The organism is Microbacterium testaceum, from assembly GCF_001476655.1.
GTDB lineage: Bacteria > Actinomycetota > Actinomycetes > Actinomycetales > Microbacteriaceae > Microbacterium > Microbacterium testaceum_C.
The window spans coordinates 1-11,587 of the sequence record NZ_LDRT01000155.1 but is presented as its reverse complement, the minus strand read 5'-3'; the positions used below and the strand labels follow the sequence as shown (position 1 = coordinate 11,587).

Genomic DNA, 11,587 nt, shown 5'->3' with positions numbered 1-11,587 from the left:
GCGCTTTGCCGCGCCTCCTCGCCCGTGTGTCATCCGGGAGAGGAGGCGCGGCAAAGCGCGCTCGCACGAGCGCTCGCTATAGCCTGGGCCGATGAGCGAAGCCCCGTGGCGCGACATCCGCGCCCCCGAGTACGGCCCGATCCTGACGGCCGCCCTCGAGGTGTTCCTCGAGAAGGGATACCACGGGGCCTCGGTGCGCGAGATCGCCCAGCGTGCGGGGCTCACCGTGCCGTCGCTGTACTACCACCACGAGTCGAAGGAGGGCCTGCTTCGCGACGTGCTGAGCACCTCGCTCGTGCCGATCGCCGACTTCCTCGACATCGCCGCGGAGACCGGAGCCGACGCGGTGGAGCGGCTGGCGAACGTGGTGGAGTGCCTGGTGTACGCCATGACCGTCGATGCCCGCAGCGCCGCGATCGACGCCGCGGAGGCGCGCTACCTCAGCTCGGCCATACGCGATCAGTACGTCGCGGTGCGCGACCGCATCGAGGACCACGTGCGGGAGGTGCTGCGTGCGGGGGTCGCCGAAGGGGTGTTCGTCATCGACGACATCTCCGAGACCCGGCGCGCGATGCTCGGCATGATCCAGACGATTCCCCGGTGGTACCGCCCGGACGGCAAGGCATCGCCCGAAGAGATCTCCCGCCGCTACGTCCGCATGGTGCTGCGCATGGTCGGCACGTCGCCCGACCGCATCCGCTGAGTCGGCTCGGACCCGCTCAGACCTCCAGCACGACCTTCCCGAGCACGCCGCCGCGCTCCAGCAGCTCCAGCGCGTCGCGGCCGTCGGCGAGGGCTCGGCGCTCGGTCACCGGCGGCATCATCCCGTCGGCGACGAATCCCGCGAGCGCCTCGGCTCCCCGAGCGAACAGGCACGGGTCGCGGCGCAGCGCCTCACCCCACCCGGCACCGACCACCGCGGCGTTGCGCAGCAGCAGCCGGTTGACCTTGATCGAGGGGATGCCGCCGCCCGCGAAGCCGAGCACGAGGAGCCGCCCGCCCGGCGCGAGCACGCGGACGGCATCGTCGAACGCGTCGCCGCCGACGGGGTCGGCGACCACGTCGGCGCCGAGGCCCCCGGTGAGCTCGCGCACCCGCGGCATCCATCCGTCCCGCAGCGCCACCACCTCGTCGGCGCCGAGCCCGGCGACGTAGTCCTCGGCCCCCTCGCGGTGCACGACGGCGATCACGCGCGCTCCGAGGCGGGAGGCCACCTGCACGCACGCCGAGCCCACGCCGCCGGCCGCACCGAGCACGACCACGGTCTCGCCGGGCGCGAGCTGCGCCCGCCGGGTGAGGGCGAACCACGCCGTCTGGTGGTTCATCACCATCGCCGCCACGCGGACGGGATCGAGGGATGCCGGCGCCTGCGCCACCAGCTCGGGGGCGACCGCGACGCGTTCGGCCCATCCGCCCGACGTCGTCAGCGCCATCACCCGGTCTCCGAGGGCGAACCCCGATCCGTCGGGCGCGGAGCGCACGACGCCGGCCACCTCCGAGCCGGGCACGAACGGCGGCTCCAGCCGGAGCTGGTACTGCCCGCGCGTGAGGAGGAGATCGGGGTAGCTCACGCCCGCCGCCTCGACGTTGATGTGCACGAGGCGGTCGTCGGGGGCCGGCACGGGCACGGTCGTCGCGGCGAGCGCGGCGGGACCCTCCAGCGCCCGCAGCACGAGCGCCCGCATGTGCGTGGTCACGGCTGCCGACCGCCCACCGGATCGGTGAAGCGCGGCGGACGCCGGTCTCCGAACGCGCGGACGCCTTCGGCGAAGTCGGCGGCTCCGAGCAGCACCAGCTGACCGGCTCGCTCGCGCCCGAAAGCGTCGTCGAGGCCGCCGAGGGTGGCGGCGTTGACGGCGGCCTTGGTGCGCGCGAGGGCGTCACCGGCGCCCGCGGCCAGGGCGGCGATGATCGCGTCGGCCTCCGCGGCGAGGTCGGAGGGAGCGACGGCGCGCGCGATGAGACCGGATGCCGCGGCCTCCTGCGCCCCGAGACGTTCCGCCAACAGCGCCATGCGCACCGCGCGGGCGCGGCCGACCGAGGCCGCCACCAGCGCGCTGGCTCCCCCGTCGGGCATGAGCCCCACCTTCGTGAAGGCGAGCTGGAAGAAGGCGTCGGTGGAGGCGATCACGATGTCGGCGGCCAGCGCGATCGACACCCCCACGCCCGCGCACGGCCCGTGCACGACGGCCACGACCGGCAGCGGCGAGCGCGTGAGGGCGCCGACGAGGTCGTTGGCGGCATCGATGGTGGCCGCCGCCGAGGCATCCGCCAGATCCTCCACGCGGCCGAGATCGGCCCCGGCGCAGAAGCCGCGCCCGGCACCGCGCAGGACGATGACGCGGTCGCTCCCGGGCTCCTCGGCGACGGCCTCGGCGAGGGCGCGCAGCATCGCGTCGTCGAGCGAGTTGAGGCGGTCGGCGGCGTTGATCGTGATGGTGCGCACAGAGCCTTCGGCGGTGCCGGCAGTGGCACCGTCTCGGGCGACGTGCACGTCGGGGTGCGGCATGGGGTCTCTCTTCCTCGAGCGGGGACGTGCGGCGCTTGACAGGGACGGTGAAGTAGGGTTATCTAGCGCTCGCTAAGTCTGTCACAGATGACGGACGAGAGAAAGGACTCTCCATGGACATCCGCGGACACGTCGCCCTCGTCACCGGAGGCGCATCGGGCCTGGGTCTGGCCACCGTCGAGGCGCTGCTCGCGCGCGGCGCCAAGGCCGTCATCGTCGACCTGCCCTCGTCCAAGGGCGCCGAGATCGAGGCGGCCCATCCGGGCACCGTGCGCTTCGCGCCGGCCGACGTCCGCGACAGCGAGCAGGTCTCGGCCGCCCTCGACGTCGCCGCAGAGCTCGGCGACCTTCGGGTCGTGGTCAACTGCGCCGGCCTCGGCGACGCGATCAAGGTCGTCGGCCGCTCCGGCCCCTACCCGCTGGAGAAGTTCCAGCGCACGATCGACATCAACCTGGTCGGCACGTTCAACGTCATCCGACTCGCCGCCCAGCGCATCCAGCAGCTCGACCTCGTCGACGCCGACGAGCGCGGCGTCATCGTCAACACCGCGTCGGTCGCGGCCTTCGACGGCCAGATCGGCCAGGCGGCCTACACCGCGTCCAAGGCGGCGGTCGTCGGGATGACCCTGCCGATCGCGCGCGAGCTCGCCGAGACCCAGATCCGCGTCGTCACCATCGCGCCCGGCACCTTCGACACCCCGCTGCTGGCCTCGCTTCCCGAGGCGGCCCGCGAGTCGCTCGGCAAGCAGGTCCCGCACCCGTCTCGTCTGGGCAAGCCGAGCGAGTTCGGGCTGACCGTCGCGCAGATCGTCGAGAACCCGATGATCAACGGCGAGACGATCCGCGTCGACGGCGCGATCCGCATGGCGCCGCGCTGAGCCGCCCCCTTCCCCCGCACCTACCCATCACACACTCACACCGGCACCATCGGATCAGGAGCACAGGATGCTGCGCACGAAGTTCACCGAAGCCTTCGGGGTCGAGGCCCCCATCGTCCAAGGCGGCATGATGTACGTCGGCCGCGCGGAGCTGGCAGCCGCCGTCTCCAACGCCGGCGGTCTCGGCATCATCACCGGCCTCACCCCCGGCTCGCCCGCGCTGCTTCGCGAGGAGATCGCTCGCGCCCGCGACCTCACTGACAAGCCGTTCGGGGTGAACCTCACGATCCTGCCGGCGATCACGCCCCCGCCCTACGAGGAGTACCGTCAGGTGATCATCGACTCCGGGGTCCGCATCGTCGAGACGGCGGGATCCAACCCCGGCCCGCACCTGCCGCACTTCCACGACGCGGGCATCAAGGTGCTCCACAAGTGCACGAGCGTGCGGCACGCGGTGAAGGCGCAAGAGCTCGGCGTCGACGGCATCTCGATCGACGGGTTCGAATGCGCCGGCCACCCCGGCGAGGACGACATCGCCGGCCTGGTGCTGGTCCCCGCCGCCGCCGACCGCATCGAGATCCCGATGATCGCCTCGGGCGGCTTCGCCGACGGTCGCGGCCTCGCCGCGGCGCTGGCCCTGGGCGCCGACGGGGTGAACATGGGCACGAGGTTCATGTCGACGGTGGAGGCTCCGATCCACGATTCCGTCAAGCAGCGCATCGTCGAGGCCACCGAGCTGGACACCGAGCTTCTGTTCCGGCCGCTGCGCAACACCGCGCGGGTGGCCTCGAACGCCGTCAGCCGGGAGGCGGTGGAGATCCTGAACGCCGGCGGGCAGTTCCCCGACGTGCAGCACCTGGTCGCCGGCGCGCGCGGCCGCACCGTCTACGAGACCGGCGACGTCGAGGCGGGCGTATGGACGGTGGGTACCTCTCAGGGGCTCATCCACGACATCCCGACGTGCGCCGAGTTGGTCTCGCGCATGGTCGCCGAGGCGGAGGAGATCATCACCTCCCGCCTCGCCGGCCTCGTCGTCGCACGAGAGGGGTTCGCCGCGTGAGCGCCGCATCGCCCTCCGATGGGTTTTACAGCGAAGACCACGAGGCGTTCCGCGAGGTCGTGCGGGAGTTCCTCGCGCGGACCGTCGTGCCGCATTACGCGCAATGGGAGGAGGACCACCTCGTTCCCCGCGAGGCGTGGATCGCCGCGGGCGAGGCGGGCCTCACGGGCCTGGCCGTCCCCGAGGAGTACGGCGGCGCCGACGAGCCCGACTACCGCTACCGCATGGTGTTCGCGGAGGAGTCCGCTCGTGCCGCGACCACGTCGTTCGGCGCCGGGTTCGGCGTGCAGGACGACATCGTCATCCCTTACCTGCTCGATCTCGCCACCGACGAGCAGAAGCAGCGCTGGCTGCCCGGCGCGGTGACGGGCGAGACGATCACGGCGATCGCGATGAGCGAGCCGGGCGCGGGCAGCGACGTCCAGGGCATCCGCACCTCGGCCGTCCGCGACGGCGACGCACCCGATGCCGACTGGATCCTCACCGGGCAGAAGACCTTCATCACCAACGGCATCCACGCCGATCTCGTGATCGTCGCGGTGCGGACCGATCCGGATGCCGGCTCTCACGGCTACTCGCTGTTCGTCGTCGAACGGGGCATGCCCGGCTTCGAGCGCGGGCGCAAGCTCGACAAGGTGGGCCTGCACGGGCAGGACACCGCCGAGCTCTTCTTCGACGACGTCCGGGTGCCCGCGGCGAACGTGCTCGGCGAGCCCGGCAAGGGGTTCGGGTACCTGATGGAGAGGCTTCCCCGAGAGCGCATGTCGATCGCGGTCAGCGCGCTCGTCGCGGCCGAAGCCGCCTACGGCTGGGCGAGGGACTACGTTTTCGAGCGTCACGCGTTCGGCGGCGCCATCGGCGACCTCCAGACCGTGCGCTTCACCCTGGCGGAGCTGGAGACCGAGCTCGACGTGACCCGCGCGTTCATCGAGCGGTGCGTGCTGCGCCTCAACGACGACACCCTCACCACCGTCGAGGCGTCCAAGGCCAAGTGGTGGGCGAGCGAGCTGCAGCTGCGGGTCACCACGCGCGCGCTGCAGCTGTTCGGCGGCTACGGCTTCATGGAGGAGTACCCGATCGCCAAGGCGTTCCGCGACTCGCGCATCCAGACCATCTACGGCGGTACGACCGAGATCATGAAGGAGATCATCGGCCGCGACATCGCCAAGCGGGCGCGCCGGTGACGGCGGAGGCAGGCGCCCCGGCCGCGCACGGCCCGCTCGCGGGCATCCGCGTCGTCGAGCTGGCCGGCATCGGTCCCGGCCCCCACGGAGCCATGATCCTCGCCGACCTCGGTGCCGACGTCGTGCGGGTCGACCGCCCGGCGAACCCCGGAGCGCTCGACCTCGTCGGCGACCGCCCCGACTGGCTGCTGCGAGGGCGCCGCCGCGTGCAGGCCGACCTCAAGCATCCGCTCGATCGGGATCGCGTGCTCGAGCTGATCGCGCACGCCGACGTGCTCGTGGAGGGCAACCGACCGGGGGTCACCGAACGGCTCGGCCTCGGACCCGACGACTGCCTGTCTCGCAATCCCGGGCTCGTCTATGCGCGCATGACGGGGTGGGGCCAGACCGGCCCGCGCGCGTCGACCGCCGGCCACGACATCAACTACCTCTCGCTCACCGGGGGCCTGCACGCGATCGGGCGACCCGGCCAGCCCCCGGTGCCGCCGCTGAACCTCGTGGCCGACATCGCCGGCGGCTCCATGATGCTCGTCACCGGCGTGCTCGCCGCGCTTGTCGAGCGGGAGCGCACCGGAGCGGGGCAGGTGGTCGACGCGGCCATGGTCGACGGCACGAGCGTGGTGCTGCAGATGATGTGGGCGCTGCGCGCAGTGGATGCCTGGTCGGACGAGCGCGGCGCGAACCTCCTCGACGGCGCGTGCCCGTACTACGACACCTACACGTGCGCCGACGGTCGATACCTGGCGGTCGGATGCCTCGAGCCGGCCTTCTACGCGCAGTTCGTCCACGGTCTCGGACTCGACCCCGCGGGCCTCCCCGACCGCGACGACCGCGCCCAGTGGCCGGCGCTGCGGGAGATCTTCGGCGCGGCGCTGGCTCGCCGCACACGCGACGAGTGGACGGCGGTGTTCGACGGCACCGACGCGTGCGTGACGCCGGTGTTGACCTTCGCCGAGGCTGCGCACGATCCGCACCTGAGGGCGCGCGGCAGCGTCACCACGCTCGGCGGCGTGCCCCAGGCCGGCACCGCACCCCGCTTCTCGTCCCACACCGACGCCCCGCCGCCCGCCGCGCCCGATTCCCCGCCGATCGACCTCGGCGTCGCGGTCTCCGCGTGGGAAAGCGCCGGGCGCGCGACGGCCGCGGGCGCGCGCGGATAGGGGCCATCTCACCGACACGAGGCGCCGCTGCACGGCAGAAGGGAACAGAGATGGACACTGTCGTCCATCCCGGCGCACGGTCTCCCCCGAGAACGAGCCGACGTTCATCTTCTACACCTCCGGCACGACCGGCAGGCCCAAGGGTGCCACCCTGACCTGGCGAAACCTCCGCGCGCAGTCCGACATCGTCGTGCGCGCCTGGAGGTTGACGGGCGATCACGAGATGTTCGCCGCGGCGACCCCGCTGTTCCAGATCGGCACCACCATCGTGCTGCACCCGCTGCAGGCATTCGACCGGACCGAACTCATCGACCTCGTCGAACGCGAAGGCATCGGATCGCTCTTCCTCGTGCCGGCGATGTGGCAGGCGATGGTGCAGGTGCCGCCATGCTCGGGTACCGGAATCACCCGGAGGCGACCGCCGAGGCGTTCGCGGGCGACTGGTTCCACTCGGGCGACCTCGTGCGGACTGACGAGGAGGGGTTCGTCTTCGTGGTCGACCGAACCAGGACATGATCATCACCGGCGGGGAGAACGTCTACTCGGTCGAGGTGGAGAACGCCCTCGCGTCGCACCCACGCGTGCGCGCGGTCGCCGTCGTCGGCCGCGCGGACGAGAAGTGGGGCGAGACGGTCGTGGCCTGCGTGGTCGCCGACGGCGAGGGCGAGATCACCCTCGACGATCTTCTCGCCCATGCGAGCAGCCGGCTGGCCGCCTACAAGCGGCCGCGCGCGCGGATCGAGGCACTCCCGCGCAACGCCACCGGCAAAGTGTTCAAGAACGTGCTGAGGGAACTCGCCGCCGGGAGGTGATCGACGCGACGCACACGGCCGGTAGACAATTTATCTAGCGATCGATAAGTTGGCGATAGACCCCGTCACGCGAACATGCCGTGACGTCTGCGAAGAAGGAGAACGTCCATGAGGGAAGCCGTCATCGTCGATGTCGTCCGTACCGCCGTCGGCAAGGGGAAGTCCGGTGGCGCCCTGTCCGGCACGCACCCCGTCGATCTGCTGGCGACAACACTCGAAGCACTCGTCGCGCGCACCGGGATCGACCCAGCCCTCGTCGACGACGTCATCGCCGGGTGCGTGCAGCAGGCCTCCGAGCAGGCGGTCAACGTCGGTCGCAGCGCCCTGCTGGCCGCGGGCTTCCCCGACCACGTGCCAGGGACGACCATCGACCGCCAATGCGGATCGAGCCAGCAGGCGGCGACCTTCGCCGCCCAGGCGGTCATGTCAGGCTTCCAGGACGTCGTGATCGCGTGCGGCGTCGAGTCGATGAGCCGCATCCCCATGGGCACCGCCCCCATGGGCAAGGACACGTCCGGCAGCAAGCTGCGGGCACGGTACCCCGAAGGTCTCGTGCATCAGGGCATCTCGGCCGAGCTCATCTCGGCGAAGTGGGGGTTCTCCCGGGCCCAACTCGACGACTTCTCCGCGCTCTCCCACCAGCGCGCCGCGCAGGCGATCGCCGACGGAGCGTTCGACAACGAGATCATCCCGGTCACCGTGACGGACGGTACGGGCACCAGCCGCACGCACACCGTCGACGAGACCGTGCGCGCCTCGACGACCGCCGAGGGGCTGGGCGGACTGCCGGTGTCGTTCCGCGAGGAGAAGTACGAGCAGCGCTTCCCCGAGATCGACTGGAAGATCACCCCGGGCAATTCTTCTCCGCTGACGGATGGCGCGTCCGCTGCGCTCATCATGTCGGCCGAGAAGGCAGCCGCGCTCGGGCTGACGCCGCGCGCCCGGTTCGTGTCCTTCTCCGTGGTGGGCGACGACCCGCTGTTCATGCTGACGGGGCCGATCCCCGCGACGGCGAAGGTGCTCGACCGCGCCGGCCTGTCGATCGCCGACATCGACGCGTTCGAGGTCAACGAGGCGTTCGCGCCGGTGCCGCTGGCGTGGCTCGCCGAGACCGGCGCCGACCCCGCGCGCCTGAACCCCCGCGGCGGCGCGATCGCGCTGGGCCACGCCCTCGGCTCGTCGGGCACACGTCTGCTCACCACCCTGGTCAACCACCTGGAGGCCACCGGCGGCCGATACGGCCTGCAGACCATGTGCGAGGGCGCCGGCATGGCCAACGCCACGATCATCGAGAGGATCTGACATGAGCGAGAACGGCACGGGTACCGTCCTGGTCGAACGGCGCGGACACGTCGCGCTGATCACCCTCAACCGGCCCGAGGCGATGAACACCGTCAACCAGGAGCTCGCCGTCGCGCTGGGCGAAGCCCTGGAGCGCGTCGACGCCGATACGGGGGTACGCGCGGTCGTGCTCACCGGCGCCGGTGAGCGGGCGTTCTGCGCCGGCATGGATCTGAAGGCCTTCGCCCGGGGCGAGTCGGCCTTGCCCGCCGAGCACCCCGAGTGGGGCTTTGCCGGGTACGCCCGTCACGCGATCTCCACCCCCACCATCGCCGCGGTCAACGGCTTCGCCCTCGGCGGAGGCTCCGAGCTCGTGCTCGCGAGCGATCTCGCCGTCGCCGGGCGGTCGGTGAAACTCGGCTTCCCCGAGGTCACCAGGGGCCTGGTCGCCGCGGCGGGCGGCGTCATCCGTCTGCAGCGCCAGATCCCGCAGAAGTTTGCTCTCGAGGCCGTGCTCACCGGCGAACCGCTCACCGCCGAGCGCGCGTACGAGCTGGGCCTGGTGAACCGGGTCGTCGACGACGGGCAGGTGGTGGATGCTGCGCTCGCCCTCGCCGAGCGGATCGCCGCCAATGCGCCTCTGGCCGTGCAGGCGTCGAAGCGTTTCATCCACCGCACCGCCGACTTCGGGTCGGATTGGGGCGACGAGGTGTGGGCGGTGCACGACGCGGAGATCATGCCGTTGTTCGAGTCGGAGGACGCACAGGAGGGCGCGCGCGCCTTCACCGAGAAGCGAGCACCCGAGTGGAAGGGGCGCTGAGCATGCCCGCAGACAGGCTGCTGCCCAACGCCGAGGCGGAGGAGTTCATCGCTATCGTCGATGAGTTCGCCTCGCGCACGATGGATCCGATCGTGAACGAGTACGAGCGGGAGGAACGCTACCCCGAGGGGCTGTTCGCCCAGCTCGGCGAGACGGGGCTGCTGTCTCTGCCGTTCCCGGAGGAGGTCGGAGGCGCCGGCCAGCCGTACGAGGCGTACCTGCAGATCCTCGAGCAGATCGCGCAGCACTGGTCGAGTGTCGCCACGGCGGTCAGCGTGCACACGATGGCGAGCTTCGCGGTGCTCAAGCACGGCACTCCCGCGCAGATCGAGCGGTTCCTGCCCGCGATGCTCGAGGGGCGGCTCGTCGGCGGGTACAGCCTGTCGGAGCCGCACGCCGGCTCCGACGTGTCGGCACTGCAGTGCCGCGCCGAGCGTGTCGAGGGCGGCTACCGGATCACCGGCGAGAAGTCGTGGATCACGCACGGCGGCAAGGCCGACGTGTACATCCTCTTCGCTCGTACCGGCGAGGGGCCGAAGGGCGTCTCGGCGTTCATCGCCCCGGGGCAGACGGAGGGGCTGACCTTCAGCCCGTCGCTGGACAAGATGGGCCTGTCCGCGGTGCCGACGGCATCCGCCTACTGGGACGGCGCCTTCTTGGAGGAGGACCGACTGCTCGGGGCGGAGGGCAAGGGTCTGTCGATCGCGCTCGGCGCGCTGGACTCCGGCCGGCTGGGTATCGCCGCCGTCGCCACGGGACTCGCGCAATCCGCCCTCGACGTCGCCGTCACGTACGCCAAGGAGCGTGAGGCGTTCGGAAAGGCGATCGCCCAGCACCAGGGTGTGGGGTTCATGCTGGCCGACATGGCTGCCGCCACAGACGGGGCCCGCGCCCTGTATGTCGATGCCGCGCGGCGCCGTGACCTGGGTACGCCGTTCACGCGCCAGGCGTCGGTGGCCAAGCTCGCAGCCACCGACGCCGCCATGAAGGTGACCACCGACGCCGTGCAGGTGCTCGGCGGCGCCGGGTACACCCGCGACTATCCGGTCGAACGCTACATGCGCGAAGCGAAGGTGATGCAGATCTTCGAGGGCACGAACCAGATCCAGCGGCTCGTGATCTCGCGACAGCTGGTCGGCTGAGTCCGGGGGCGCTCAGGCACCCGCGCCCCCGATCGTCTCGCGCAGGTCGGGGAAGTGCTCCTCGCGCTGCTCGTGCTCGGCGACCTGATCGCGCGCCGCGAGATCCGCCTCGCGCTCACGAAGCTCCACGCGGCGGATCTCGCCGGGGATCGTCTGGGGGAGCTCGGCGAACCCGATCCGGCGCACCCGCTGATAGGCGGACTGCGGGCGTGGGCGAGGATCTGCTTCTCGTGAGGAAACTCGCGCCGGTAGGGAGGATGCAGCGGACGCGGTAGAGCGGGTCACCGCAGTGACCGCGGTGCCCGAGGGTTTCCTGCTGGACGCGCTGCCTTGTCCGGCCCAGGGCGTCGCCGGCGAGCTGGACGACGTGGAAGGGAGGGTCGCCGAAATGTTGCCACGGACTCCCGCTACCTCATGACGAAGGCCCCGCCTTCCGCGTGATTCCGCGGGAGTCGGGGCCTTCGTGGTGGCGGTGACGGTGGGATTTGAACCCACGGTAGGGGGTTACCCTACACAACTTTTCGAGAGTTGCACCTTCGGCCGCTCGGACACGTCACCGCCGACCAGCTTACGACAGATGACCGGATGCCGCGAATCCGGGCATCACTCCGACCCCGACGCGGGCGAAACTCCTGAGAAATCGCCCCCGCGAGCACCCCGAGACCTTCCCAGGAGCCGATCGGTGCAGAAACGCAGGAGTTTGGCGCGCCCCGCGCCCCGCGCCCCGCATCACCCTCTCCG

Annotated in this window: 13 protein-coding genes, 1 tRNA gene and 2 pseudogenes; 11 read left to right on the top strand and 5 right to left on the bottom strand. The window is 71.3% G+C overall.

Annotated elements, in window-relative coordinates:
- The first annotated feature begins 91 nt into the window (after window positions 1-91).
- Window positions 92-703 (top strand): TetR/AcrR family transcriptional regulator, encoded by a 612-nt coding sequence (locus NS220_RS16865; protein WP_058625165.1) that lies wholly within the window; start codon window positions 92-94, stop codon window positions 701-703.
- Window positions 704-719: 16 nt separating this feature from the next.
- On the opposite strand, the gene NS220_RS16860 is transcribed toward NS220_RS16865, so the two are convergent.
- Together NS220_RS16860 and NS220_RS16855 are read right to left on the bottom strand one after the other, a co-directional pair.
- Window positions 720-1,697 (bottom strand): NADPH:quinone oxidoreductase family protein, encoded by a 978-nt coding sequence (locus NS220_RS16860; protein WP_242864659.1) that lies wholly within the window; start codon window positions 1,695-1,697, stop codon window positions 720-722.
- Window positions 1,694-2,509, bottom strand: coding sequence for an enoyl-CoA hydratase-related protein (locus NS220_RS16855; RefSeq protein ID WP_058625164.1), 816 nt, complete (start codon window positions 2,507-2,509; stop codon window positions 1,694-1,696). Before NS220_RS16855 ends, NS220_RS16860 begins: the two co-directional genes overlap by 4 nt.
- A gap of 113 nt (window positions 2,510-2,622) precedes the next feature.
- Between NS220_RS16855 and NS220_RS16850 the strand changes: the two genes are divergently transcribed.
- The 10 genes and pseudogenes from NS220_RS16850 (at window position 2,623) to NS220_RS16815 (ending at window position 10,846) form a co-directional block, all read left to right on the top strand.
- Entirely contained in the window at window positions 2,623-3,387 is a 765-nt protein-coding gene (locus tag NS220_RS16850; RefSeq protein WP_058625163.1) for an SDR family NAD(P)-dependent oxidoreductase, read from the top strand.
- A gap of 67 nt (window positions 3,388-3,454) precedes the next feature.
- Window positions 3,455-4,447, top strand: a complete 993-nt coding sequence (locus NS220_RS16845) for an NAD(P)H-dependent flavin oxidoreductase (RefSeq protein WP_058625162.1) — start codon at window positions 3,455-3,457, stop codon at window positions 4,445-4,447.
- On the top strand, window positions 4,444-5,631 hold the full coding sequence (locus NS220_RS16840; protein ID WP_058625161.1) for an acyl-CoA dehydrogenase family protein: 1,188 nt from the start codon (window positions 4,444-4,446) through the stop codon (window positions 5,629-5,631). The genes NS220_RS16845 and NS220_RS16840 overlap by 4 nt, the downstream gene beginning before the upstream one ends.
- The gene (locus NS220_RS16835) at window positions 5,628-6,791 is read left to right on the top strand and encodes a CaiB/BaiF CoA transferase family protein (RefSeq protein WP_058625160.1); all 1,164 of its coding nucleotides are present in this window, start codon (window positions 5,628-5,630) and stop codon (window positions 6,789-6,791) included. Before NS220_RS16840 ends, NS220_RS16835 begins: the two co-directional genes overlap by 4 nt.
- A pseudogene (locus NS220_RS20770) lies at window positions 6,709-7,122 on the top strand (AMP-binding protein); the annotation flags it as partial. The gene NS220_RS16835 and the pseudogene NS220_RS20770, both read left to right, overlap by 83 nt.
- A gap of 56 nt (window positions 7,123-7,178) precedes the next feature.
- Entirely contained in the window at window positions 7,179-7,307 is a 129-nt protein-coding gene (locus tag NS220_RS20655) for an AMP-binding protein (RefSeq protein WP_081323244.1), read from the top strand.
- Window positions 7,304-7,603: an AMP-binding enzyme gene (locus tag NS220_RS20650; RefSeq protein ID WP_058625159.1), complete on the top strand. Its 300-nt coding sequence runs from the start codon at window positions 7,304-7,306 to the stop codon at window positions 7,601-7,603. Before NS220_RS20655 ends, NS220_RS20650 begins: the two co-directional genes overlap by 4 nt.
- 108 nt (window positions 7,604-7,711) lie before the next feature.
- On the top strand, window positions 7,712-8,905 hold the full coding sequence (locus tag NS220_RS16825; protein WP_058625158.1) for a thiolase family protein: 1,194 nt from the start codon (window positions 7,712-7,714) through the stop codon (window positions 8,903-8,905).
- A 1-nt stretch (window position 8,906) separates the two neighbouring features.
- Entirely contained in the window at window positions 8,907-9,704 is a 798-nt protein-coding gene (locus NS220_RS16820; RefSeq protein WP_058625157.1) for a crotonase/enoyl-CoA hydratase family protein, read from the top strand.
- Window positions 9,705-9,706: 2 nt separating this feature from the next.
- On the top strand, window positions 9,707-10,846 hold the full coding sequence (locus NS220_RS16815; RefSeq protein ID WP_058625156.1) for an acyl-CoA dehydrogenase family protein: 1,140 nt from the start codon (window positions 9,707-9,709) through the stop codon (window positions 10,844-10,846).
- Between the two features lie 12 nt (window positions 10,847-10,858).
- On the opposite strand, the gene NS220_RS20645 is transcribed toward NS220_RS16815, so the two are convergent.
- The 3 genes and pseudogenes from NS220_RS20645 to NS220_RS16810 all read right to left on the bottom strand — a co-directional run bounded on the left by NS220_RS20645 (window position 10,859) and on the right by NS220_RS16810 (window position 11,404).
- The gene (locus NS220_RS20645) at window positions 10,859-11,032 is read right to left on the bottom strand and encodes a hypothetical protein (protein ID WP_193755404.1); all 174 of its coding nucleotides are present in this window, start codon (window positions 11,030-11,032) and stop codon (window positions 10,859-10,861) included.
- 34 nt (window positions 11,033-11,066) lie between these two features.
- Window positions 11,067-11,222, bottom strand: a pseudogene (locus NS220_RS19855) (ISL3 family transposase); the annotation flags it as partial.
- A gap of 91 nt (window positions 11,223-11,313) precedes the next feature.
- A tRNA-Ser gene (locus NS220_RS16810) sits at window positions 11,314-11,404 on the bottom strand.
- Between the last annotated feature and the right edge of the window lie 183 nt (window positions 11,405-11,587).